Annotated in this window: 20 protein-coding genes; 12 read left to right on the plus strand and 8 right to left on the minus strand. The window is 39.2% G+C overall.

Annotated features, from left to right (window positions below; translation table 11 throughout):
• Position 1: 1 nt before the first annotated feature.
• Positions 2-295: a putative quinol monooxygenase gene (locus ACOQO1_RS12055; RefSeq protein WP_420603129.1), complete on the minus strand. Its 294-nt coding sequence runs from the start codon at positions 293-295 to the stop codon at positions 2-4.
• A gap of 7 nt (positions 296-302) precedes the next feature.
• Positions 303-905 carry a nitroreductase family protein gene (locus ACOQO1_RS12060; RefSeq protein WP_420603130.1) on the minus strand — a complete coding sequence of 201 codons (603 nt, stop codon included), beginning with the start codon at positions 903-905 and terminating at the stop codon, positions 303-305.
• A gap of 103 nt (positions 906-1008) precedes the next feature.
• On the opposite strand from ACOQO1_RS12060, the gene ACOQO1_RS12065 reads away from it, so the two are divergent.
• The 5 genes from ACOQO1_RS12065 (at position 1009) to ACOQO1_RS12085 (ending at position 7584) form a co-directional block, all read left to right on the plus strand.
• A complete protein-coding gene (locus ACOQO1_RS12065) occupies positions 1009-1344 on the plus strand; it encodes a winged helix-turn-helix transcriptional regulator (RefSeq protein ID WP_420603131.1) in 336 nt (111 codons plus the stop codon).
• A 27-nt stretch (positions 1345-1371) separates the two neighbouring features.
• The gene (gene pdeM, locus ACOQO1_RS12070) at positions 1372-2004 is read left to right on the plus strand and encodes a ligase-associated DNA damage response endonuclease PdeM (protein WP_420603132.1); all 633 of its coding nucleotides are present in this window, start codon (positions 1372-1374) and stop codon (positions 2002-2004) included.
• A 164-nt stretch (positions 2005-2168) separates the two neighbouring features.
• The gene (gene mfd, locus ACOQO1_RS12075) at positions 2169-5528 is read left to right on the plus strand and encodes a transcription-repair coupling factor (protein WP_420603133.1); all 3360 of its coding nucleotides are present in this window, start codon (positions 2169-2171) and stop codon (positions 5526-5528) included.
• Positions 5529-5745: 217 nt separating this feature from the next.
• Entirely contained in the window at positions 5746-6786 is a 1041-nt protein-coding gene (locus ACOQO1_RS12080; RefSeq protein WP_420603134.1) for a peptidoglycan bridge formation glycyltransferase FemA/FemB family protein, read from the plus strand.
• Positions 6787-6864: 78 nt separating this feature from the next.
• Positions 6865-7584: a diphthine--ammonia ligase gene (locus ACOQO1_RS12085; protein ID WP_420603135.1), complete on the plus strand. Its 720-nt coding sequence runs from the start codon at positions 6865-6867 to the stop codon at positions 7582-7584.
• Positions 7585-7604: 20 nt separating this feature from the next.
• Here the strand turns inward: ACOQO1_RS12085 and ACOQO1_RS12090 are convergent, their stop codons facing one another.
• The 5 genes from ACOQO1_RS12090 to ACOQO1_RS12110 all read right to left on the minus strand — a co-directional run bounded on the left by ACOQO1_RS12090 (position 7605) and on the right by ACOQO1_RS12110 (position 13456).
• Positions 7605-8843 (minus strand): serine hydrolase domain-containing protein, encoded by a 1239-nt coding sequence (locus ACOQO1_RS12090; RefSeq protein WP_420603136.1) that lies wholly within the window; start codon positions 8841-8843, stop codon positions 7605-7607.
• Between the two features lie 90 nt (positions 8844-8933).
• Positions 8934-10094 carry a serine hydrolase domain-containing protein gene (locus ACOQO1_RS12095; RefSeq protein WP_420603137.1) on the minus strand — a complete coding sequence of 387 codons (1161 nt, stop codon included), beginning with the start codon at positions 10092-10094 and terminating at the stop codon, positions 8934-8936.
• Positions 10095-10333: 239 nt separating this feature from the next.
• A complete protein-coding gene (locus ACOQO1_RS12100; RefSeq protein ID WP_420603138.1) occupies positions 10334-12316 on the minus strand; it encodes a DUF3352 domain-containing protein in 1983 nt (660 codons plus the stop codon).
• Between the two features lie 62 nt (positions 12317-12378).
• Positions 12379-13038 (minus strand): aspartate kinase, encoded by a 660-nt coding sequence (locus ACOQO1_RS12105; RefSeq protein ID WP_420603139.1) that lies wholly within the window; start codon positions 13036-13038, stop codon positions 12379-12381.
• 58 nt (positions 13039-13096) lie between these two features.
• Entirely contained in the window at positions 13097-13456 is a 360-nt protein-coding gene (locus tag ACOQO1_RS12110) for a YraN family protein (protein WP_420603140.1), read from the minus strand.
• Between the two features lie 169 nt (positions 13457-13625).
• Here ACOQO1_RS12110 and ACOQO1_RS12115 point away from each other — a divergent pair, with 169 nt between their 5' ends.
• A complete protein-coding gene (locus ACOQO1_RS12115; protein ID WP_420603141.1) occupies positions 13626-15119 on the plus strand; it encodes a DUF1800 domain-containing protein in 1494 nt (497 codons plus the stop codon).
• Positions 15120-15127: 8 nt separating this feature from the next.
• Positions 15128-16840: a DUF1501 domain-containing protein gene (locus tag ACOQO1_RS12120; protein ID WP_420603142.1), complete on the plus strand. Its 1713-nt coding sequence runs from the start codon at positions 15128-15130 to the stop codon at positions 16838-16840.
• Positions 16841-16928: 88 nt separating this feature from the next.
• Here the strand turns inward: ACOQO1_RS12120 and ACOQO1_RS12125 are convergent, their stop codons facing one another.
• Positions 16929-17093 carry a hypothetical protein gene (locus tag ACOQO1_RS12125; RefSeq protein WP_420603143.1) on the minus strand — a complete coding sequence of 55 codons (165 nt, stop codon included), beginning with the start codon at positions 17091-17093 and terminating at the stop codon, positions 16929-16931.
• Positions 17094-17257: 164 nt separating this feature from the next.
• On the opposite strand from ACOQO1_RS12125, the gene metG reads away from it, so the two are divergent.
• The 5 genes from metG (at position 17258) to ACOQO1_RS12150 (ending at position 24482) form a co-directional block, all read left to right on the plus strand.
• Positions 17258-19333: a methionine--tRNA ligase gene (metG, locus tag ACOQO1_RS12130; protein ID WP_420603144.1), complete on the plus strand. Its 2076-nt coding sequence runs from the start codon at positions 17258-17260 to the stop codon at positions 19331-19333.
• Positions 19334-19383: 50 nt separating this feature from the next.
• Complete coding sequence (locus ACOQO1_RS12135; protein WP_420603145.1) at positions 19384-20811, plus strand: hypothetical protein; 1428 nt, start codon at positions 19384-19386, stop codon at positions 20809-20811.
• A gap of 8 nt (positions 20812-20819) precedes the next feature.
• On the plus strand, positions 20820-22943 hold the full coding sequence (locus tag ACOQO1_RS12140; protein WP_420603146.1) for a Tex family protein: 2124 nt from the start codon (positions 20820-20822) through the stop codon (positions 22941-22943).
• A gap of 109 nt (positions 22944-23052) precedes the next feature.
• Complete coding sequence (locus ACOQO1_RS12145; protein ID WP_420603147.1) at positions 23053-23892, plus strand: phosphatase PAP2 family protein; 840 nt, start codon at positions 23053-23055, stop codon at positions 23890-23892.
• A gap of 68 nt (positions 23893-23960) precedes the next feature.
• Positions 23961-24482 carry a ferritin gene (locus ACOQO1_RS12150; protein WP_420603148.1) on the plus strand — a complete coding sequence of 174 codons (522 nt, stop codon included), beginning with the start codon at positions 23961-23963 and terminating at the stop codon, positions 24480-24482.
• The last annotated feature ends 74 nt before the right edge of the window (positions 24483-24556 follow it).

Here is a 24556-nt window from a genome sequence, read left to right on the forward strand (position 1 = left end):
GCTAGCCAATAATGGTCATCTCATTTAAGGTAAAATCTTCTATAGCCCCTTCGGTGGCTTTCATGTATTGTTCCAAATGAGGGTTGGCCATATGTTTTTGCCAAAGTTCCCTAGTGGTCCAATTTTCATAAAACAAAAAGAGGTTTTCATTCTCATTGTCCTGATGAAGGTCATAATTGATACATCCTTCCTCTTTTCTTGTTGATTCAATGAGTTTTAACAACTCGGATTTCACCAATTCGTCTTTTCCAGGTTTTGCTAAAATTCTAGCTACAATGGTTAGCTGATTTGCCATAATGTTTTTAATTTATGGTAGTTACTACTTCATTTAAGGGTCTTCGTGATTTTGGGTTTTTTGATGGTTGATTGGAATCCTCTTCATCTCTATATCCTATGGCCACACCAACCAAAGCATGATAATCTTTTGCATCCAAAATACTATTGTATTTATCCGGTTCAATTCCTTCCATGGGTGTAGCGTCAATTTTCATTGCAGCACAGGCGGATAAGAAAACGCCTAGTGCCAAATAGGTCTGACTATCAAACCAAGCTTTGATTTGTTCCTTGGGCTGTGGTTTCAAAAACTGTTTATAATATCCAACTGCACCTTCAGGTAAAGTTTCCTCAATTTGTTTTTCAAATAAAGGAATGGCATCTATTCGACTAAACACTACCAAAGTATCACAATCAAGAACTTTTTGTTCATTAAAGAAGGAAGCTTTGGCCAATTTTGTCTTTGTCTCAATGTCTCTTACAAAAGTAAACTTCCAAGGTTGACTATTGATGGATGATGGACTTAATCTCACAATTTCCTTTAACTCTTCAAGTTGAGCGGAATCAATTTTTTTTGAAGCGTTATATTTCTTGGTTGTATAACGTCCTTGCATTGTATTTAGAAAACTCATATTTTTATACTATATTTTTTATAGTTACAAAACTAAGTATAGTATTATTGCTATCCAATAACGGTCAAAAAGGATAGTAACATTTTATTAAATTATATGATCAATGCATACCGTTAAAGGCAAAACCTATCCCTGTTGCACAAGTGTTACCATGGGGATTATTGGTGGTAAATGGAAAACCGTAATCTTATTTCATTTGATGAGTGGCCCATTACGCTACAATGAACTCAAAAAGTTAATTGAGGGCGTAACGGAAAGGACTCTTAGCTTACAGTTAAAAAGTCTTGAAGAGGATGGGGTTATTAAAAGAAAAGTGTTCACAACTAAACCTCCTTTAAAGGTCGTGTATTCATTAACAGATTTTGGTAAAACCCTCGTACCTCTTTTACGATCCATTGCCGAATGGGGTGACTTTGTGGTTGAAAACTATTCAGATTAGAATTAACTTTGATCTTTCACTGGTTTAATGATCCATAAAATTCAGATACAAAACCAAAACTTTGTGCTCCACCCTTTGGGTGGAATCTTTTGGGTGGAAAAATCCATGTTGCTGATCAGTGATGTTCATCTGGGGAAAATTGCACACTTTAGAAAATTTGGGGCTGCCGTGCCTAGAAAGGCAATCCATAAGAATTATTTGTTGTTGGATAAGATTGTGGCCTATTTCAATCCCTTTCAAATCTGTTTTTTGGGAGATTTATTTCACTCAACCCTAAACAAAGAATGGGAGCTATTTGAAAACTGGGTAAGCAAAACCCCTTCAGAAATCATTTTGGTATCAGGCAATCACGATATTATTTCCCCTCATAAATTTGAACAATTGGGAATTCCCATTTTTCAAGAATTAATCGTGAGTGATTATCTGTTAACCCATCACCCCGAAGAACGAGAAGGGCTTTTCAATTTCTGTGGGCATATTCACCCAGCGATAAAACTCAAGGGATTTGGAAGGCAGAATTTGCGGCTTTCCTGTTTTTTCAAATCCAAAAATCAGCTGATTTTCCCCGCTTTTGGGGAGTTTACCGGTACTTTTACCCTAAAACCAAAAAAAGGAGATGAGGTTTTTGTGATTGTTGAGGATGAGGTGGTGAAAGTCTAACTCTACATTGTCATTCCTGCAAAGGCAGGAATCAAAAGTTGAAAATATAGATGAGATTCCATGTCAAGCACGGAATGACAAACATGAAACTCTTTTACAAAAAAACACCCCTAAAGTCCCCTTAAGGGGACAATTCATTTTATATTTGCCGCAAAGTTTTTGGATTGACCAAAGCATCGATTTTCCAACTTTTTGAACAGTCTCCCCAACTTGGGAAACTGAGGGATGCTATTACCCATTCCGAAAAAATCAATGTAAAAGGTCTTACTGGCTCTTCCCTTTCATTTACTATTTCTTCTCTATTCAAATCGGCTGAATTGCCATTTTTGGTTTTGTTGAACGATAAAGAGGAAGCTGCCTATTATCTAAACGATTTAGAACAATTGATTGGGGAAAAAGAGGTGCTTTTCTATCCCGGAAGTTATCGCAGACCTTATCAAATTGAAGAGACCGATAACGCGAATGTGTTGCTTCGGGCAGAAGTTTTGAACCGCATCAATTCCAGAAAAAAGCCAGCTGTTATCGTCACCTATCCTGATGCCCTTTTTGAAAAAGTAGTCACCCGAAAAGAGTTGGACAAAAACACGCTTAAAATTAAGCTGGAAGACACTTTGTCTCTCGATTTTTTAAATGAGGTCCTTTTCGAGTATCAATTCAATCGGGTGGATTTTGTTACGGAGCCAGGTGAATTTTCAGTTCGAGGGGGTATTGTGGATGTGTTCTCATTCTCACACGACGAACCCTACCGCATCGAGTTTTTTGGGGATGAAGTGGATAGTATCAGGACTTTTGATGTGGAAACCCAACTCTCTACTGAAAAAGTAAAACGGATTACCATCATTCCAAATGTGGAAAATAAATTTCTGCAGGAATCCCGGGAGAGTTTTTTTAAATATATTTCGCCCAAAACGGTCATTTTTTCCAAAAATTTGGATTTGGTCTATGGCCGAATTGATTCATTTTTTGAAAAGGCAGAGGAAAGTTTCGCCAAACTTGAAAGCGAGCTGAAGCATGCCAAACCGGAAGAACTTTTTGTGACTTCAACTTTGTTGAAATCGCAATTGGTGGAGTTTAAACTGGTAGAGTTAGGTACTGTAAACAACTTAGTAGCATCACAAGAAGTAACATTCCAGACCAAACCCCAACCGGCATTCAACAAAAAATTTGACTTGCTTATTGAAAACCTGAATGAAAATCATACCTCGGGTTTTACCAATTATATCTTTTGCTCCACCGAACAACAGGCTAAACGTTTCAATGATATTTTTGAAGAGGTTGAAGAAACGGTTCATTACAAAACCGTGGTCTTTCCGTTGTACCAAGGATTCATCGACCATGATTTAAAACTGGCCTGTTATACGGATCATCAAATTTTTGAGCGCTACCACAAATTCCAATTAAAGAATGGTTATGCCAAAAAGCAAGCCATCACCCTCAAGGAACTTAATAAGTTGGAAATTGGGGATTACGTAACCCACATAGATCATGGTATAGGGAAGTTTGGTGGCCTTCAAAAAATAGATGTTGAAGGAAAAAAACAGGAGGCCATTAAATTGGTTTATGGTGACCGGGATATCTTATATGTGAGTATCCATTCGCTCCACAAAATTTCCAAATTCAATGGTAAGGATGGAGCACCACCCAAAATTTACAAGCTGGGCTCCGCCGCTTGGAAAAAACTGAAACAAAAAACCAAGAGTCGGGTCAAGAAAATTGCTTTTGACCTGATTAAAGTGTATGCCAAACGCCGCTTGGAAAAAGGATTCCAATACGCCCCCGATAGCTACCTGCAACATGAACTGGAAGCGTCTTTTATTTATGAAGATACTCCAGATCAAGAGAAATCGACCCAAGATGTAAAGAGGGATATGGAGAGTGAACGGCCCATGGATCGTTTAATTTGTGGTGATGTTGGCTTTGGTAAGACGGAAGTGGCCATTCGTGCTGCTTTTAAAGCAGTCGACAATGGTAAACAAGTAGCTGTTTTAGTACCCACGACTATTTTGGCATTTCAACATAACAATACCTTTAAAAAGCGATTGGGAGAACTTCCTGTGACCGTCGATTATCTTAACCGGTTTAGAACTGCCAAAGAGAAACGGGAAATCTTGGAACGACTTGCCAAGGGTAAAATCGATATTATCATTGGCACCCACCAACTGGTGAACAAAAATGTGCAGTTCAAGGATTTGGGCTTGTTGATTGTGGATGAGGAACAAAAATTTGGTGTATCGGTCAAGGATAAACTTAAATCCATTAAGGAAAATGTGGATGTACTCACATTGACGGCCACCCCTATTCCGCGAACGCTGCAATTTAGTTTGATGGCGGCTCGGGACCTTTCGGTCATCAACACTCCTCCCCCAAACCGTTATCCCATTGAAAGTAGGGTGATTCGATTTAATGAGGAAATTATTCGGGATGCCGTTTCGTATGAAATCCAACGTGGTGGGCAGGTGTTTTTTATCCATAATCGCATAGAAAACATCAAAGAAGTGGCTGGAATGATTCAGCGTCTAGTGCCAGATGCTAAAATCGGAATCGGTCATGGTCAGATGGAAGGCAAAAAACTGGAGCAATTGATGCTGGCCTTTATGAACGGTGAATTCGATCTGCTGGTTTCTACCACCATTGTGGAAAGCGGCTTGGACGTGACCAACGCCAATACCATTTTTATCCATAACGCCAATAATTTTGGTTTGAGTGATCTACATCAAATGCGTGGCCGTGTAGGGAGAAGCAATAAAAAGGCTTTCTGTTTCTTTATCACCCCACCTTACGAGGTGATGACGCCCGACGCCCGAAAACGTATCGAGGCCTTGGAGCAATTTACCGAATTGGGCAGTGGCTTCAATATTGCCATGAAAGATCTGGAGATTAGAGGTGCGGGAGATTTACTTGGTGGTGAACAAAGTGGTTTTATCAATGAAATTGGCTTTGAGACTTACCAAAAAATACTGAGTGAGGCCATTGAGGAACTCAAAGAAAATGAGTTTAAAGAGTTGTATGAAGAAGTTGAAGGGCATCAGGAAAAAACATATGTAAAAGACACTCAGCTCGATACTGATTTTGAATTGCTCTTCCCAGATGATTATATCAACAATATTACGGAGCGATTGAATCTGTACACCCAATTGAACCAAGTTCAAGACGAAGAAGGACTACGCAACTACGAACAGCAATTGATAGATAGGTTTGGAGAATTACCCACATCAGCTGTTGATCTACTCAACTCGGTACGGATTAAATGGATTGCCAACAGCATTGGATTGGAGCGCGTAATTTTAAAGAAAGGCAAGTTCCTAGGGTACTTTATTGCCGACCAGCAATCCGATTTTTATCAAAGTCCAGCTTTTACCCAAGTATTGAACTATGTACAATCCAATCCTAAAACCTGCCAGTTAAAGGAAAAACAGACCCGCAATGGATTGCGGTTGCTATTGATTTTTGATGGGGTTACAAGTATTGAAAAAGCTTTAAAAGCCATGAAACCATTTTCACCTTCCTTTTCTCCCAATCTATAGCTGTTCAGAGTTTATACCATATAATATCAAAAACCTGATCTTACATAAGATTCAATAAAAGATTTGGTCCGCACCTGAATTTTCCGTGATCAAAAGTGGGTTTCAGCTCATGTATTGAATAAGAAAGGGAAACGCTAAACATGATATATATCATATAATTCCCAGTTCAATGACAATAGTTTTGTTAATATCCAAAAACTAGCCATATCCAAATTGGATGATTGAGATAATAGAAGAACAAGGAAGGTGGAACAATCTGTTGATTACTTTGAATCTCGCGGATTTCTATCACACCCACACCTATCATTACCTGGATAAAAACACCCAGGACACACCTATTTTGATCCATTATACTGAGGAAGAGAAAACTATCTTACTTCCTTTACTGGTTCGCAAAATCCAAGGAACGGGATACAAAGATGCAACTTCGGTATATGGTTATGCGGGACCAATAACAAAGAACATAGATCCGCATTTTGACAACACCAATTTTAGGATTGAATTGGAAAATGTGCTCAAGGAGATGAACATTATATCTGTTTTTACCAGATTAAATCCATTCATCAAAAATCAGAAAACGTGTTTTAAGAATTTCGGTTCAGTCTCCTCACTGGGAAAAGTTGTATACCTTGATCTTACCGAAAAACTCGAAATTCAACGACAACATTATCGCAAAAGACTAAAGACCTATATCAATAAAGCCAAAAAAAAATGTACGGTCAGGGTCGCTTCCACTGAAGAAGAGGTCTTTCAATTTATGGATATTTACCATAACACCATGAAGAAGTTAAACGCTAAGGAGAAATATTTCTTTGATAAGTGTTATTTTCAAAAACTGCTCAGCAGTCCAGAATTCAAATCAGAAATTTTGCTTGCTTTTGAAAATCAAAGCAGTGAAATTGTGGCTGGTGCCCTTTTCATCAAAAAAGGAGAAATAGTACATTATCATTTGTCTGGAACTAGACCAGAATTTTCGCACCTCAATGCTATTAAACTGTTGATAGATACCGCGAGGATATCATCTACCGCAGAAAATTACAAATATTTGAATCTGGGTGGTGGTGTTGGCAGTAGGGAAGACTCCTTGTTCCACTTTAAACAGAGCTTCTCAAAAAAACTCAAGCCATTTCAAATATGGACATTTGTAAGCAATGCGAAAATTTATGGGGAACTTTCAAAACAGAACCAGAAAAAAACCTGCACCTCTAATTACACTGATTGTCTAGATTTTTTTCCGTGCTACCGCTGTAATCTATAACGTTTTTTAATTTTAGGCATCTCTTTTTGATTAAAAGTTCAGCGATAACCCTTAGTTAGAAGTTTATATCTTCAACCCATGCCTCAAAAACCAAAAACCTATTTTAATTGGAGTTCAGGAAAAGACTCTGCTTTAGCTCTATACTATCTTCAAGAACAAAATCAACATGATATTGGCAGTTTGCTGACCACTGTCAACGCACATTATGATCGGGTATCCATGCATGGACTGCGAAGAGAGGTTTTGGAAACTCAAGCTAAAGCTGTTGGAATTCCTTTGGATGTGCTGGAAGTTCCCGAAAAACCTTCCATGGAAGAATACAACACCTTGATGGAAAATAAAATAGAGGTGTTAAAAAGTCTAGGGTATACCCATACGGCTTTTGGAGATATTTTTTTGGAAGACCTTAAGGTCTATCGAGAAAAGATGTTGGCATCCGTGGGAATCCAAACCTTATTTCCCATTTGGAAAAGAGATACACAAGAATTGCTTCAGGAATTTTTCGAATTGGGATTCCGGGCAGTAATCGTATGCATCAATAATTCTAAATTGGATGCTTCTTTTTTGGGTAAAGAGCTCTCTCCAGCGCTCATAGAAAAATTTCCGGAAGATGTTGACCCTTGTGGTGAAAATGGGGAGTTCCATACGTTTTGTTTTAATGGCCCCATCTTTGCAAACCCAATTGATTTTGAAATAGGCGAAAAGGTCTTTAAAACTTACGATGATCCTTCGAGCAAAAAGAGCACTATTAAATTTGGGTTTTGCGATATTCTGCTAAAAAATGATTCTTCATCCTAAAATATCATTTACAGCCCCCATCACTTTTGAGCATTAAGATATTCGTGGATTGCCTTCAATATTGGTATCAACTGTTTTTCCACAGAATCAGAACTAGTCGAAGTATTCAACATCAAAATATGGCCCAATTTCAACTTTGGATCAAAGAACATTAGGGCAACTATGCCAGGGTCGGAACCACTATGCCCTACATAACCAACAGGAGTGAATCCCATAAAAATTCCACTATTAAACTCATCATCGTAGCGATTTCCACCTTCTTCCGGAAACTCTTTGATTTCCAAACGTTGTTGAAAAAGTGCTTCATAACCATCCGCTTCCAGCAAAGTTCCCTTCTTGTAATATCCTTTCATCAACTCCGACAGATAGCTGCCAAAATCATTCAAATTGGTGATCAATCCGCCATCTGGATAGGTGACCAACGCATACTTTGGTAATGGACGGCCATCTTTGGAGTACAAAACAGAATGTTTGGAGGCGTCAATTTTATCATATGCCCACCCGCTGGCATTCATATTTAAAGCAGAAAGAATGTATTTTGACGTAAACTGGTCATAAGGCATTCCTGTGGCCTTTTCAACAACATGGGCCGCCAATGCTGCGCCCACATTACTATAACGAAAGGTACTACCCGGCTTCTTTTTGTTGTAGTTCTTTTTAGCATACCAGGAACCTTTTTTAGATAAAAAGTTCTCAAGATAGGCAGCCAAAGTGGCTTTGGTCTTTGGACTTAAAAAATCCTCCGATTGCTTTTTTAGCACATCAAGTCCCAAATCATTTTCGTCAAGGACATAGTAGGCTTTCTTTTCATATAATCGAGTGTCCTTAATACCGCCCGTATGTGTTGCCAAGTGCCATATTCTAATGGGTTCATCAGGATAAAAGGGATTGACGACATCAAAATCCAAATACTTGGATATGGGATCGTCCAATTTTAATTTCCCCATTTCCTGTGCTTTCATCAAAGCAATGCCGATTAAAGTTTTTGAAACCGAACCAATATTTTGAAGTGTTTCTGGAGTGTACGGAATGTTATTTGAAACATCGGCCATACCATACCCCTTTGCAAAAATGGTGCTGTCCGGTGAAACAATGGCCACCCCATATCCCTTTATCAGGCCAATTTCACTGATTTCCTTTAAACTGGAATCCAGTTTTTCCAGTGCCTGTTCATGGTCGGTTTGTGCAAATCCATAATTGGTTGTAAAAAGAGTAAAAAGGAATATCTTACTAACGGAACGATACAGCGAATTCTTCATGGGTCTGAGGTAATTATTTAGCTATGATTTTCAACTTTATAGTAGACTACCTTTACCCATTTTTGTTACAGTTGAATACAATTATAATTCTTAAAAAGCTTCGTAGACCAACTTTACAAATTCACCAATTTTTTGAGGTTCCAACCATCGGGTTACCAGCATCAATCCGCTTTTTTGGTCTATCACAATAAAATTGCCTCCGAACCCAGCTGCATAAAATATGTGTTCTGGGACACCTTCCCAATGCCGGGCTCCTTTTTGGTTCAGCCACCACATATACCCATAATTAATATTGGGAACCGAAGGTTCTGTTGCTTTTACGATCCAATCCTCACCGATTATTTGTTGGTTTTTCCATTTTCCACTATTCAAAAAAACCAATCCAAAACGTGCCATGTCCTCTGTATTGATGAACAATCCTGCTCCAGAATGTCCTCCTCCTGTAACCGATTTCATCTGTACCCCATCAATCTCCGTCCAAGCATGATCATAGCCATGCCAACGCCAAGTGGTAGAGGCACCAATCTTATCCATAAAATGCTCTTTTAAAACCATGGGCAGAGGTTTGCGCCACACATGGGTAAGTGAATAAGACAACACATTGACCCGAACATCATTATATTCCATTACAGAACCGGGCTCATTGAGTTTCCGAAACTTCCAATCGTCCAATCCGCCTTCTCTGGGAGGGCGATCTGCCCAATCTTTTAGGCCCCAAAGTTCCCCAGACCAATCCGAATTCTGCTGAAGCAAATGCTCCCATGTGATTTTTCCATTGTGTTCACCACCAAAAGTGCCATCCCAAATGTACTTTCCTACTTGGTCATCAACGTCTGAGATAAGTCCTTTGTCCACAGCCAAACCCGCAGTGGTGGAAAGAAAGCTTTTGGTTACACTGAAGGTCATATCCACACGCTTGGCATCTCCCCATGAAGCCAAGAGATAGCCATTCTTCAAAATCATCCCTGCCGGTCCACCTCGTTTTTTGGTCGGTCCCAGAATTTCATGGAAAGGTTCCCGTTGAAATCCTTTTAAAATTGCTTGACGTAAATCTCGTGAACCGGAATATTCATTCTCCATTGCAAAATCAATCGCAGCTTGCATCTTTTTCTGATTATAGGTGAATTGATTCGCGGTGGCTTTCTTCCACACCTCATTCCGTTGGGGGAAGTAAAATTCTTGGCCCATCACCATATGTTGAGGAGCCAATACACAAATCAAAAAGACGATGGGATAGATAATTCTTTTCATTAAAGTATACTTGATTTTGGAAATCAAGTTAGTGATTGCAATCTGAATCTTGAAACTTAGGAGGAAATAAAGAATTTCTTTAATCCAATATTATGACAATCATAGTTATAGAAATATTTTGTTGGTTTAATTTTGACCTAAAGACCAAAAACCAAAATTCTGTTATTTGGATTCCCGTTTTCACGAGAATGACAATTTTATCGGACACCCCGATGCAAGCATCGAGGAATTCTTTTCGATTAAAACCGCTTCTTTATTATCAATTCACCGCTCTGGTCAAAATAGCGCCACGTACCCACTTGCACATCTTTTCGGAAACGCCCGGTCATTTTTTCGGTTCCATTTGGATGGTACTGCGTATATCGCCCATGTTTAAGTCCATCTTTTAACTCTACTTCAAATCTAATTTTTCCATTGCCATAGTTTCTGGAAAAAGTTTTGGCATTCAGATCCGTTGGGTAAATAGGCCTAAGATCAAAAATAGCCTCGGTAATCTCATTGTTGTTTTTGGGAATAGATTTTGGTTTTGGCGGGACGGTCTTTTGTTGAATTTGATACTTAGCCTTTACGGTATCTACATCTTCATAATTGACCACCAATCTGGTTTTAAAAAGATCATCCTCTGGTGTTAACTGAAAACCTGTTTGGGGAAAACATATAATGAAATCTTTATTCTTTTTTAGTTTTTGTTTGGTATTCCCATCTGCCAAAGCATACATATTATTATATAAAACCGGAATGTTGCTATACACGAACAAACTGGATTCATCCTCAAATTTTTTATCAAAATCTTGAAAATCTTGCGAATTGGATAGCGTTCTCTCCTCTTTAAAATCGTCAATGATACTTTTTAAAGTATTGGGATTATTGCTGAACACAACGTATTCATCTATCAAGGCAAAGTAGGGTTTGTCAAATTCTTTAAAACGATTCCCAAGCAGCATTTTGAAGAACCCTTTGATCGAAAGGAAATTAATTTCGTGTTCTTTATAGGTAACGGCTTTAAATTTTACTGGAGTCTTCTTTTTAATTTGCTTCAACACAAAGTCCAAATTGGTTTTGGCATCATCAATATCTGTCGCTTTTAAAACCAAGGCCACATCATTCTTTCCTTTTGAAATGGAAGATTGTATCTGCAATAGGGCAATCTCATCCCCAATCCAACTCACAAAATTTTCCTTAACGTCAATTTTGAGGAATTTCTCAACCTTCGTTATTCCTTCTTGATATTCTTGAAATTCCGAAGGATTGTTCTGTTGAACCATTTCAAAATTCTTATAGAACTCTGAAAAGCTATCAAATCCATAACTCAGATATAGTGCCGTGCGTTCAGGAGCAATTTTTGGGACATTCCGCTTGGATTCTCCCGACTTTTGAAGTGCTGTTAAATAATGATGGTTGGTTGAACTAATATTTGTGAACCCGTTTGCAGTAATTGTATTGTTTCTGTCCAGATCAAAGCTAAATCCTGAGAACAAAAAATTCTCACTTACCCGATCCATCCATTCGCTGGGCTTATCTGAAAACCGTTTGTAGTAGTCATCCAAAAAATCATATTGAAGATATAATCGAAACAGATCTTCATAACCCACCCTTTTATTTACCTCAATAAAATCAAGATTCCTTCCCAAAACTGGCTCCAGATATTGATCAATGGAAGCTTCTACCAAAGTGTGGGTATACGAGGCCACCAATTGGTTTTTGACAAAAGCAAGATACATGGTCTCTTTGTTTCTCCGATCGTATACCTCCAAAACTTCATGACCGTGATAATTGCGTTTGCTCAGTGTAAAGTTGTCGTTGAGCAAGGTATTCAAATACGTCTTTAGCAATTTTAGTTTGGCAATACGTTTAAGGTCGAGCACATAAAAAATCCCATAGTCTTTTTTGGAAATCATGTGGATGGAAATAAAGAGGGAACGCCCATCAAAAAACTCAAACAACCTATGGTTGTTGTTAAAGACCGTATCCACTTTTTGAATATTCTCGGTCAGTTCCGCAAAATATCCATTCTTCTGAAGGTGTTGCCAAGTTTCACTCTTACCAATTTTTTTCCAGCTTTCTACTGGCTTTTCTGATTCTATGACAAAAACAGCATCCTTGGGAATCAGGTAAATGGATTGCAAATTGGTTTTGGGCGATAATATAAAAATGTAGGCCAGGTAACATAAGTACAGTACCAATAGGGCCAACAACCCAAGAAGAATTCTTTTTTTAGTCATTGGAAAAGAAGTGTCTTTTCTAACAACGAAAAAGCCAATCGTTTAGTTTATAGGACAATCCCTTAAAGGGATTTTAAATCCTTAATGGTCTTAAAGGCTACGTCAACCTGCTCTTCGTTCACCAAAATGGTAAACTCATTAGTAGTAGAAATCACTTCATACAGTACAATCCCTTCCCATGCCAATCGTTGAAAAATGAAATAGTATATTCCGGGTACTGAAACATTTTCGGCAGGTAACTTTACCGTAATAGAGGATAGATTTTCAGCTTTTTGAGAACAGCGTTCATGGCTAAAGTACTTTTCCACAACATTATCCATAACGCTGCTAATTACAATATTGATCTCATTTACCCCTCTGGATGACGTGTAAAATACATCTTGATTGGCGTTTACTTCTTCCAAAAGTTTGGCCTGTTGCTGCAAAATGGTCTCAGATGCCAAAAAAGTATAATCGGTCAATGAGGAACGAACGGTAATCTCCCCTATGTTTTTGAGTACCTTTACAATTTTATGGGTAGCACGGAATTCCAAATCGTCCGAAAGACGTTTAAGTGCCATTACAATGGCACCGTCCTTTACATCTTTACCCAATTCATCAGAGATTTCTGGTTTTATCTGTCTGGACAAAGAGGTAAGGTTAATAATTCCTTGAGCCAAGGCACTTTGAAGAAAGGGCTTCTTTTTGATGTAATGTTCAACTACGGCAGAAATTGTTTTCATTTGATTGGTATGGATTGGTGGAACAAAAATAACACATTGTTACAAATAAAACAAATGGTTAAAAATGATAAAAGGCATTCTCCAAGTGTTCAACCTCAAAGCCTTCCCTTCTTTTGATGACGATGATAACATCAAATCGCACATCAATATCCAGATCATGTTCTTGTACATATTGATCTGCCGCTAGGGTAAGAAGCTTGATTTTTTTTGGATTGATTACACTTTCCATATCTTCAAGAAAATCAGAAGTTCGGGTTTTTACCTCCACAATGGCCAATGTTTCTCCCATTTTTGCAATGATATCTATTTCGGCTTTTAGGTAGCGATAATTCCTTAAACAAATTTTATATCCTGCCTTTCGTAAAAAATCCACTGCAATTTGCTCTCCTTGCTTTCCAAATTCATTGTGTTTTCCCATAGATTTTGAAAAATATTAAAAAATATGTGCAGTTCATCGAAAAAATTGGCAGTTCACGGCAAAAACAGCGTTTAGATTGTACTTTGTTGGCTGAATTGAACCACACCCAACGTTAACTAAACATATAGTTGCCCCAAAACTATGGACCTAATTAACGCCAGACATTGCTATGGAGTACTTTATCAATTGTAATTCCTCAACTTTGGCGCCGTACACAACTCCATTGGATGAGTTGCGTGCTGCCCATTTGTATCGGAGGCTAGGCTTTAGTGCCTCGGTACAAACCATTAACGCAGCTGTTGGACAAACAGCTGGAGCCCTTGTGGATAATCTAGTAAATCAGGCCCTTGCATTAGCACCAATCCCTGCACCGACATGGGCAAATTGGACAAATGCGGACTATCCCGCAGATGATGATTTAGCTGGGCAACTTAGAAGAACCCAACAAGAAGAATTTGCCACGGCATACGGTAATGCTCTTTTAAACAATGAACTAAGGGACAGAATGAGTTTCTTTTGGAGCAATCATTTTGTTACCGAAATCGATGTTTATAATTGCAACTCCTTTTTATACCATTATATAAACTGTTTGCAGCGAAATGCCCTGGGTAATTTCAGAACGTTTGTAAGTGAGATAGGATTGACCAGTGCCATGCTCTATTATTTGGATGGGGTTCGAAACCGAGGGAACAATCCAAACGAAAACTATGCCCGCGAGCTGTATGAACTTTTTACCCTAGGTGAGGGTAATAACTATACGGAGGAGGATATCATAGAAACAGCAAAAGCTATTTCAGGATATACCGAAAGAGGTGAAGAAGGATGTACACAGGTCACCTTTAACCCGGAAGATTTCAATACTGAAAACAAAACCATCTTTGGTCAAACAGGTAATTGGGGGTATGATGATGTCATCAATATCTTGTTTACTGAAAGACCAAATGAAATAGCATGGTTTATCTGCAAGAAATTATACGAATTCTTTGTGCATCCAGATTCTGATGATGCGGATGGTAATGCGCAAACCATAATCAACGGAATGGCGGCCACATTTACGGCCAATAATTTTGAGATTGCCCCGGTACTTTCCCAGTTATTTAAAAGCCAGCATTTTTTTGACGAAGATGCAATTGGGGTAATTATTAAGAGTCCGTTCGATTTGTACATGAACCTACTCAAGGAAACCGGATTCTCTTATGATGATGGTACCGTGATCAACGTTATTGACGCATCAAGATTGATAGGTCAAACACTTTTTGATCCATTTGATGTTGCAGGTTGGCAACGGGATAGACAATGGATCAATACCAATTTTATTATTGGTCGTTGGTTGACAACAGAAGTGTTTTTGGAACGCTTTTTCCAGGACAATCCCGAACAGTTTAGGGATTTTGCATTGTCCATTACAGGAAATGACGGTTTAACCAGCAGTAACCCCGATATTATAGCAAGGCCAATTATTGATAAAATGCTACCTAAAGGGCTACTGACTGATGGTGAATATGAAAAAGCCTATGTAGCTTTTAGAAGTGATGTGGATGCCACATATTACGAAGGAGGTGCCACTCCCGATTGGACCTTGTCCTCTTGGCCTACCGCTCCATCCCAAGTTTATCTATTATTGCGTCACCTGTCTAGAGAACCCGAATTTCAACTTAAATAACCCTACCCATGTGCGATACTCATCATACCCACGATAAATCACCCTATAAAGGCCTAGAACATGATGGCCATGATCAAGAACATAAAACATGGAGCAGACGTTCCTTTATCCAAGCATTGGGTATTGCAGGATCTGGTTCCATGTTCTTAGGAAGCAACTTGGTTTCCGCTTCGGCCCCGTCCCCCTTTACTTCTGCCATTGCAGATGCAGAGACCGATCATATTTTAATACTGATCAGGTTGTCTGGAGGAAACGATGGACTGAGCACCGTTATCCCTATTCAACAATACGATACTTATGCTAACGCCAGGCCTAACATTTACATCCCAGAAAGTAAGGTCCTAAAACTTACCGATGACTTTGGTGTACCTACCTACATGAACGCCCTAGAACCTTTGTGGGGCGATGGACAGTTTAAAGCTGTTCACGGAGTAGGTTATGAAAACCAGAGTTTGTCCCATTTTACAGGGTCGGATATTTACGCCAATACGGATTTGACAACAACCGGTTTTACCGGATTGAATACGGGTTGGATGGGTAGACATTTTGAGCAATGCTATCCAGATTATTTGATCAATCCGCCCGAAGCTCCAGCGGCAATCCAAATTGGAAACCTGTCCAACTTGGTTTTCCAAGGTGAGGAAACCAACTATGCATTTGTTACCAACAATATTGACCAGTTGGAGGAAATTGCGCAAACTGGATTTTTCTACGACATTGAGAATGCTCCGTTTGACAACTGTATGTATGGTGATCAGTTGCGCTTTTTGAGAGGTGTGGCCAACACTACTTACGAATATGCTGGTAAAATTCATGATGCCTATGAAAGAGGGCAAAACCAGGTGGAATACCAAGACAATGGTTTTGCACGACAATTGGCTTTGTTGGCACGATTGATCAAAGGAAACTTGGGCACCAAGGTATATATGATTTCCATGGGTGGTTTTGACACCCACGGTAACCAGCCACTTGCCCACGAACGGTTAATGACGAACCTTTCCATTGCGGTACAGAATTTCTATGATGATATTGCCTTCACCCAGCAAGACGATAAGGTCTTGAGTATGACCTTCTCTGAATTTGGTCGTAGAATATTTGAAAATGGTTCAAACGGAACAGATCACGGAAAAGCTGCGCCTACTCTATTCTTTGGGTCAGGTTTAAATGGAAGTGCCTTTGTTGGTGACCACCCATCTTTGGATAATCCAAACGGGCGTGGAAACCTCGAGTACACCATGGATTTTAGGGATTTGTATGCCACCGTATTGGCCGAATGGCTCTGCGTGCCAATTCCACTGGTAGAACAACATTTGTTGGATCACCCCTACAATCCGGTTAACCTTGGGTTTAATTGTAGCGGAACAGAGTTCCCGGACATTGCCATGGACAGTGATCCACCAACATTACCGGACACCCCACCAAGTCCAGATGGCATGGATCCAGATCCAGATGTTTTGGCAGCCATAGTCCACAGACCGTACTACCCAACAGAAAATACTCCACACATCTATTTGGAAATGCCCGTTGCTGCCCATGTCGATATTCAATTGTATAACATTCTTGGGCAAAATGTGGGTACAGTTTTCAATGAAATGATGTTGGAAGGTTCCGCGGAAATAAATATTAGAGATCGCATGCGCGATAGTCTGTCCACAGGAAAATATATCTATCAAATCCGTGTGGGAGAAGAAAGAATGAGTAAATCTGTAATGATCATGTAATCTTATAGAGAAACGTACATATTCCAGAATCCTCCGATAGTGCATCCCCCCACCCCAATTTGGGCTGTACGATTCGGAGGTTTCCTTTTTAGGTAAGCTTAGGTTTGTCTTTATCAGTTTTAAATCCCAAGGCTTTCTTCACTTCGTGGTTTTTGTCCTTATAGACCCTGGACAATTCTTCTTTTTGCTCCTCTTTTAAAACCTCCTTGAATTTCTCAAGCTTTTTGAACTTTTTTGGGTTTCCAATACTCATAATCTTCGTTTCGTAAGTAGATTCTTATAAATAACTCACACTAGCTTTATTTATTTTTAAAATCCTTCGCTTTTCGATATCATGATAAGCTTCAATAAGTACCAAAAAAGCATGGAATCACTCCAATGAAATTCAGTATTTTTGGGGCTTAATTAAAGTACAACATGTCCAAGACCACAACTCCTTCAAGATATACCATTACAGCTGCATTGCCTTACACCAATGGACCTATTCATATTGGCCATTTGGCTGGGGTTTATGTTCCTGCGGACATCTATTCCCGCTATTTGCGTTTAAAGGGGAAGGATGTGGCTTTTATCTGCGGTAGTGATGAGCATGGTGTTGCCATCCCAATGAAAGCCAAAAAAGAAGGAGTATCTCCAAAGGAGATAATTGACAAATACCACGGGATTATCAAAAAATCATTTGTTGATTTCGGAATCACCTTTGACAATTATTCAAGAACTTCTGCCGAGGTTCACCATAGGACCGCCTCTGATTTTTTCGAGAAACTATATGACCAAAATGATTTTATAGAAGAGGTCACCGAACAACTGTATGACGAAGAAGCCCAGCAGTTTTTAGCCGATCGTTTTGTGGTAGGAACCTGCCCCAAATGTGGCAATGAGGAAGCGTATGGTGATCAATGTGAAAATTGTGGCTCGTCCCTAAATGCAACTGATCTCATTAATCCAAAATCGACAATCACCGGAGGAGTTCCCACATTGAAGAAAACCAAGCATTGGTTTTTGCCACTAGATCGCTACGAGGATTTCTTAAAAGAATGGATTCTGGAAAGCCACAGAAATGACTGGAAACCCAACGTTTATGGCCAATGTAAATCTTGGATTGACGATGGATTAAAACCCCGTGCCGTTACCCGTGATTTGGATTGGGGAATTCCTGTTCCAGTTGAAGGCGGGGAAGGAAAAGTGCTTTACGTGTGGTTCGATGCCCCCATTGGGTATATCTCCTCAACTAAAGAATGGGCCGAACGCGAAGGCAAGGATTGGGAGCCCTATTGGAAAGATAAAGACACCAAATTGCTTCATTTTATAGGGAAGGATAATATTGTTTTCCATTGTATCATCTTCCCAAGTATGCTAAAGGCTCATGGCGATTTTGTACTGCCAGAAAATGTTCCAGCGAATGAGTTTTTAAATCTGGAAGGAAACAAACTTTCAACCTCCAAAAACTGGGCGGTGTGGTTGCATGAATATTTGGAAGAGTTTCCAGATATGCAAGACGTTTTGCGTTATGCATTAACAGCCAATGCCCCGGAAACCAAGGACAATGATTTTACCTGGAAAGATTTTCAAGCTAGAAATAACAATGAACTTGTTGCTATTTTTGGGAATTTTATTAACCGGGTTGCTGTGCTGACCCATAAATATTACGATGGAGTTGTACCCACGCCTTCAGATTTAACCGATGTTGACAAACGGACCTTAGAAGCCCTTAAGGGCTTTCCGGAAATTCTCGACAACTCGTTGGACCGCTACCGATTTAGGGAAGCAAGTCAAGAATTAATGAACCTTGCCCGACTTGGTAATAAATATTTGGCGGATGAAGAACCTTGGAAACTTATCAAAACCGATGAGGAGCGTGTAAAAACAGTAATGTATGTAGCCTTGCAAATCGCAACGGGACTGGCTGTTCTCAGTGAGCCGTTTTTACCTTTTACTTCGGAAAAACTTAAAAACATTCTCAATATCAGGTCTAACGCAGTTGAGACCTCTTGGGATGAACTTAGCACAAAAGAAACATTGCTTCCTTCAGGACATCAAATCAATAAAAGTGAACTGTTATTCCGTAAAGTGGAGGATAAAGAAATTGAGGCCCAATTAGCCAAGTTGGAAGCCACCAAAAAAACCAATGAGCAAATGGACAAGGAAATTGCCCCGCAAAAAGAGACCATCACTTTTGATGATTTCACTAAACTGGATATGCGAGTGGGAACCATTATTGAAGCCGAAAAAATGCCGAAGGCGAACAAACTTTTGGTTTTGAAAGTTGACACGGGATTGGACACCCGAACCATAGTATCAGGAATTGCCGAAAGCTTTAAACCCGAAGACATTGTAGGAAAAAAAGTAACCGTTTTGGTCAACCTAGCTCCAAGAAAACTACGTGGCGTGGAAAGTGAAGGTATGATTTTAATGACCGAAGATCAAGAAGGCAAATTGGTGTTTGTGAATCCGGATGATAAGAGTGTTCAAAATGGAGCATCAATTAGCTGATTTTTACCAATTCACCCAATCTCAATACCCATTCAACCATACCTCTTACTATGTTCAGTCGCTTAAGTATTTTATTTTCGATATTTTTTATACCATCAACCTACATAAATGGTCAAGAACACCTAAAATCCATAAGTATTGACCTTAAAAAGGGTAAAGAAGTAACTTCGGTCACAGACAATGCTGAAAATATACATTACTTCTTTTTGGACAATAAAGCAATCAAACATTTGATCTTCAATGCCAGTTTTGATTCCATTCATAAAAAAGACTATCCAAAGCCCATATATCCATATTCACAGTTGCAAGGATATTCGGTTTCTTCAAAGAACATGGTAAGCCTCTATTTTACCAATCCTGCCAAGAACAAGTTTTGTGCTTACTCCTTTGGTGAGGGAAACAAACTTCAAATTGCAAAATTTGAATTGCCCATGAAAAAGGAAAAGATCTTTGCTTCATTAAACTATGACAACAAACTCAATATTTTTACTTTTAAAAGAAATTCTTCTATAATAAAAAGATATATTTTCAACAAAGATGCAGTCTCAACTTCAATTTATGATTTTTCGGGAGAACGTTTTTTCAATTCGGAAGACAAAATTGTACCGCTCAGCTCCATATTGAATTATCATGAAAATTCTATAATAAAACCCAGTCTTCCGGCCTCTATTGAGCAGGCTTCCCAGCCAATCAAGATTTATCCTTCCGCTGATGGAATGACAATTAGCCTAAATCACCGGAAGAATGCCACACGACTTTTGAAACTTGATTCAGATAGCGAAAATTACAGCATGGAGTTCTTTTCAATTCCTACTTTTTCATTTGGTAATATGGAATACGTTAAATCCAATTCTTTCATCAGCAATGGAAAAATGTTCCAAATAATATCTTCGACCAAATTGCTCAATTTTTATATTTATGATCTAACATCCAAAACAGAGTTAAAAAAATATTCCATAGCCAGCGACCAAGAAATCCCTTTTAAAAACTCTCCTATCTATGTAGAGGGAAGTCCATATATAGAAGGTAAGCGGGAATTGGAAAAAACAAAGCAATATCTTAGAAAAGTAGCCAACATACAGCGAATAGGGATAACAGCAAACGAAAAAGACAATAAGTTAAACATAAAAATGGGCGGGGTATCAATCCATACAGGTGGCGGTGCAATGATGATGCCAATGCCGGGAATTCCCATTGCAAGCTTTGGTACCATTACCGTCTCTGTAAGCCCAGCATTTTATGCCTACAATTCCTACTCTTCAACAAGAGCAGTCTATATAAAATCAATATTTGATTCCTCAACGTTGAACCATATAGAAATGGATCCATTTTCCAATCTGTTCGACAGGGTCCAAAAACATAGCGATGGTTTGTTCGACATAAAGCTTACAACCTTGTTTAATTATAAGGGGTACTATATTCATAGTCACTACAACAATGCTGATAAGCGTTATACGCTATCCAAATTTGAAAACTAGCTTTCTTAATGCAACTCATCCCCTATATCCTTAAGCACACTCAACTTTCAGAGCAAAGTATTGAAAATACGGTGGCACTGCTGAATGAAGATTGCACTGTTCCTTTTATCTCTCGCTATCGAAAAGAACGTACCGGGAATTTGGATGAGGTTGAAATTGGTGCCATTGTAAAGTTTAAAACCGAGTTTGAAGCCTTAGAAAAAAGAAAAGCGGCCATTATAAAAGCAGTTAGTGAACAAGGGCTGTTGACTCAAGAGCTTGAATCCAAGTTTCACAATTGTGCTGACCTGACCAGTTTGGAGGATCTCTACCTTCCTTTCAAAAAAAGCAAGAAAACCAAAGCGGAAACAGCTCGGAAAAATGGACTTGAACCATTGGCCAAGATCATCATGGCCCAACGGAGTGATGAGATTGAATTCATTGCCTCCAAATACCTCAACAACGAAATTGAAAACGAGGATGATGCCCTGGAAGGAGCCCGCCATATCATTTCGGAATGGATCAACGAACGCACCGATGTTCGAAATCAATTGAGAAATCAATTGGAACGACATGCCATATTGGTCACCAAGGTCATCAAAACAAAAAAAGATGACGAGAAAGCACAAAAATTTCGAGATTATTTTGATTGGAACGAATCCTTGAGTCGGTGCCCTTCGCATCGGTTTTTGGCCATTTTAAGGGCCGAAAAAGAAGGCTTTATCCGTGTCAAAATTGAAATCGATGAGGAAAGGGCATTACAGAATATTGAAAGACGAATCATTAAATCCAATAATGCCTGCGCCGAACAAATTGAATTGGCTATCGCGGATGCCTATAAACGTCTTTTGTTTCCTTCATTATCCAATGAGCTTTTAAAAACTGCCAAGGAAAAAGCAGATGCCGATGCCATTAAGGTTTTTTCCAAAAACCTAAAACAGTTGTTACTTGGCGCACCTTTAGGCGAAAAACGCATATTGGCCATTGACCCAGGCTTTAGGACGGGTTGTAAAGTGGTCTGTTTGGACGCGCAAGGCGATTTAAAACACAACGAGACCATTTATCCACATGCCCCACAAAATGATAGTTCAGGTGCCATCAAAAAAATAAGCTCTTTGGTCGATGCCCATAAAATTGAGGCGATTGCCATTGGTAACGGGACGGCATCCCGGGAAACGGAGCAATTGGTCAAACGAATTCATTTTAAAAATCCCATCGAGGTTTTTGTGGTGAGTGAAGCGGGGGCTTCCATTTATTCCGCTTCCAAAATTGCACGGGATGAATTTCCCAACTATGATGTAACCGTAAGAGGAGCCGTTTCCATAGGTCGCCGATTGGCCGATCCCTTGGCCGAACTGGTGAAAATAGATGCCAAATCCATTGGCGTTGGGCAATATCAGCATGATGTGGACCAGACCAAATTAAAAACATCTTTGGACACTGTGGTGGAAAGCTGTGTGAACTCCGTGGGGGTTAACATCAATACCGCCAGTATCCCTTTGCTCAGTTATGTTTCTGGTATTGGGCCTAAATTGGCCGAAAACATAGTGGCATATCGGAATGAAAATGGTGCCTTTACCAACCGACAAGAAATCAAAAAAGTACCACGATTGGGGGGGAAAGCTTTTGAACAAGGAGCTGGTTTTTTGCGCATCAAGGAAGGAGAAAACCCGCTGGATGATTCCGCGGTGCACCCTGAAAGTTATGGCATCGTTAAAAAAATGGCCAAAGACAAGGGAGTTCCTTTATCGGATATCATCCGAAACAAGTCCGTTTTGCAAAGTATCGACCTAAAAAACTACTGTACCGATATCATTGGAATGCCCACCTTGAAGGATATTCTGGAAGAATTGGAAAAACCCGGATTGGACCGTAGGGAAAAAGCAAAGGTTTTTACCTTCAACCAAAACATTAAACAGATTACAGATCTACAGCAGGGACAATTGTTACCGGGCATAGTCAACAACATTACCAATTTTGGTTGTTTTGTAGATATCGGAATCAAGGAAAGTGGACTGATCCATATTTCCAATCTTTCCAATTCTTTTGTGAAAGATGTAAATGAGCATGTGAGCCTTCATCAACAGGTAGTTGTAAAGGTTTTGGATGTTGATATTCCCAGAAAACGAATACAACTGGCATTGCACAAGTAAGTCGGGACGAATAGTAATGTTGAGTATAGTTTGCCGTCTCATCTATACAGTATTTGCCCAAGAAATTTATTTTTAACTTTATTTGTTTAACCTCCAACACTTCTGAATTATGAAACCGATCATTTTTGGCTTACTACTGTTTTTAGGGATCCAATTGCATGCCCAAGAACAGATTCATTCCAATAAAAAGAATACTTGGAACAACTTCACTTATGACATGGGCAATGTTTTTGGGGGAATTGGACATGCCTACAGCCGTCCTTTTCATTGGCAAGGCAATGATTGGGCAAATTTTGGTTACCTAACAGCCGGAACTGCAGTTTTATTTATGGTTGATGATGAAATAGATGATTGGGCCAATGGTTTTAGAAATGATGTCCCTGATTTTCTAGTGGACTATGGCAACGAGTATGGAAGCCCAGAGAACAATTATATGATTACCGGAGGGGTATATCTGGCCGGACTGTTTACCAAAAATGAAAAATTGCGAAGAACCGGAGTACTTTTAATTGCATCTGCCACTGCAGGTGGTTTTTTACAGCAAGTAAGTAAACGAATCATTGGAAGGGCCAGACCTAAAAGTGGTGATAGTTCTGATGTCTACGACCCATTTCATCTTGATCGCGTTCATAATTATGATTCTTTTCCATCCGGGCATGCCATGCTTGCCTTTAGCAATGCCTATGCCATTGCCAAGCAATTTAAAAACCCATGGGTAAAAGCAGGTATTTATACTGTAGGACTCATTCCAGGTTTTGCTCGAATCACAGATCGTTTTCACTGGGTGTCGGATATAGCCTTTAGTACGGTATTGAGCATCTTCATTGTAGAGTCCATAGATCGTTATCTGGATTCCAAATACAATGAAAAGTATAATGACACTGGAAAAAAGCTAAGTTGGAATCTTAATTTTGGTCCAGGAACTATGGGGGTGGCTGTTCGTTTTTGATTGAACCCAATTGTACACTGCTTATAGTCCTGTCCATTTTGTAATTTTATACCACTAAAAGTAAAAACATGTTATCCAAAAAACTTGAAAAAGCGCTTAACGAGCAAATACGAATAGAAGCAGAATCATCACAGGTCTATCTTTCCATGGCGTCATGGGCAGAAGTAAAAGGTTTGGAAGGTGTTGCCGGATTTATGTACGGCCATTCTGACGAGGAGCGTATGCACATGCTCAAACTGGTCAAATATGTTAATGAAAGAGGAGGACATGCCCATATTTCAGATTTAAAAGCACCCAAAACAGATTTTGGAACATTCAAAGAAATGTTTCAGGAATTGTATGATCATGAGATTTTTGTTTCGAAAAGCATCAACGAGCTGGTACATGTAACCTTGGAAGAAAAGGATTATGCCACGCATAACTTTTTACAATGGTATGTGGCGGAACAATTAGAAGAAGAGGCTTTGGCACGTACGGTTCTGGATAAAATCAATTTGATTGGTAACGATAAGGGAGGTCTTTACCTTTTTGATAGGGATATACAACAACTAACTGTTGAAAGTGCGGCTTCGGATACGGCAGGAGAATAATTGTTGATAAATCTTTTATTTAGATTAATTTAAAATAACTATTTTTGGCCCATCGTTTTTCTCAAGATGGGTAA

The sequence above is a fragment of the Flagellimonas sp. genome, from assembly GCF_965222555.1.
Classification (GTDB): Bacteria; Bacteroidota; Bacteroidia; order Flavobacteriales; family Flavobacteriaceae; genus Flagellimonas.

What these genes read in the sequence shown, in the direction of transcription:
- ACOQO1_RS12120 (WP_420603142.1), top strand. Translation starts at nt 15,128, where the DNA reads ATGTGCGATACTCATCATACCCACGATAAATCACCCTATAAAGGCCTA.
- ACOQO1_RS12080 (WP_420603134.1), top strand. Translation starts at nt 5,746, where the DNA reads ATGATTGAGATAATAGAAGAACAAGGAAGGTGGAACAATCTGTTGATT.
- ACOQO1_RS12115 (WP_420603141.1), top strand. Translation starts at nt 13,626, where the DNA reads ATGGAGTACTTTATCAATTGTAATTCCTCAACTTTGGCGCCGTACACA.
- ACOQO1_RS12125 (WP_420603143.1), bottom strand. Translation starts at nt 17,093, where the DNA reads ATGAGTATTGGAAACCCAAAAAAGTTCAAAAAGCTTGAGAAATTCAAG.
- ACOQO1_RS12105 (WP_420603139.1), bottom strand. Translation starts at nt 13,038, where the DNA reads ATGAAAACAATTTCTGCCGTAGTTGAACATTACATCAAAAAGAAGCCC.
- metG (WP_420603144.1), top strand. Translation starts at nt 17,258, where the DNA reads ATGTCCAAGACCACAACTCCTTCAAGATATACCATTACAGCTGCATTG.
- ACOQO1_RS12095 (WP_420603137.1), bottom strand. Translation starts at nt 10,094, where the DNA reads ATGAAAAGAATTATCTATCCCATCGTCTTTTTGATTTGTGTATTGGCT.
- ACOQO1_RS12065 (WP_420603131.1), top strand. Translation starts at nt 1,009, where the DNA reads ATGCATACCGTTAAAGGCAAAACCTATCCCTGTTGCACAAGTGTTACC.
- ACOQO1_RS12135 (WP_420603145.1), top strand. Translation starts at nt 19,384, where the DNA reads ATGTTCAGTCGCTTAAGTATTTTATTTTCGATATTTTTTATACCATCA.
- ACOQO1_RS12110 (WP_420603140.1), bottom strand. Translation starts at nt 13,456, where the DNA reads ATGGGAAAACACAATGAATTTGGAAAGCAAGGAGAGCAAATTGCAGTG.
- ACOQO1_RS12085 (WP_420603135.1), top strand. Translation starts at nt 6,865, where the DNA reads ATGCCTCAAAAACCAAAAACCTATTTTAATTGGAGTTCAGGAAAAGAC.
- ACOQO1_RS12145 (WP_420603147.1), top strand. Translation starts at nt 23,053, where the DNA reads ATGAAACCGATCATTTTTGGCTTACTACTGTTTTTAGGGATCCAATTG.
- ACOQO1_RS12150 (WP_420603148.1), top strand. Translation starts at nt 23,961, where the DNA reads ATGTTATCCAAAAAACTTGAAAAAGCGCTTAACGAGCAAATACGAATA.
- ACOQO1_RS12140 (WP_420603146.1), top strand. Translation starts at nt 20,820, where the DNA reads ATGCAACTCATCCCCTATATCCTTAAGCACACTCAACTTTCAGAGCAA.
- ACOQO1_RS12055 (WP_420603129.1), bottom strand. Translation starts at nt 295, where the DNA reads ATGGCAAATCAGCTAACCATTGTAGCTAGAATTTTAGCAAAACCTGGA.
- pdeM (WP_420603132.1), top strand. Translation starts at nt 1,372, where the DNA reads ATGATCCATAAAATTCAGATACAAAACCAAAACTTTGTGCTCCACCCT.
- ACOQO1_RS12100 (WP_420603138.1), bottom strand. Translation starts at nt 12,316, where the DNA reads ATGACTAAAAAAAGAATTCTTCTTGGGTTGTTGGCCCTATTGGTACTG.
- ACOQO1_RS12090 (WP_420603136.1), bottom strand. Translation starts at nt 8,843, where the DNA reads ATGAAGAATTCGCTGTATCGTTCCGTTAGTAAGATATTCCTTTTTACT.
- ACOQO1_RS12060 (WP_420603130.1), bottom strand. Translation starts at nt 905, where the DNA reads ATGAGTTTTCTAAATACAATGCAAGGACGTTATACAACCAAGAAATAT.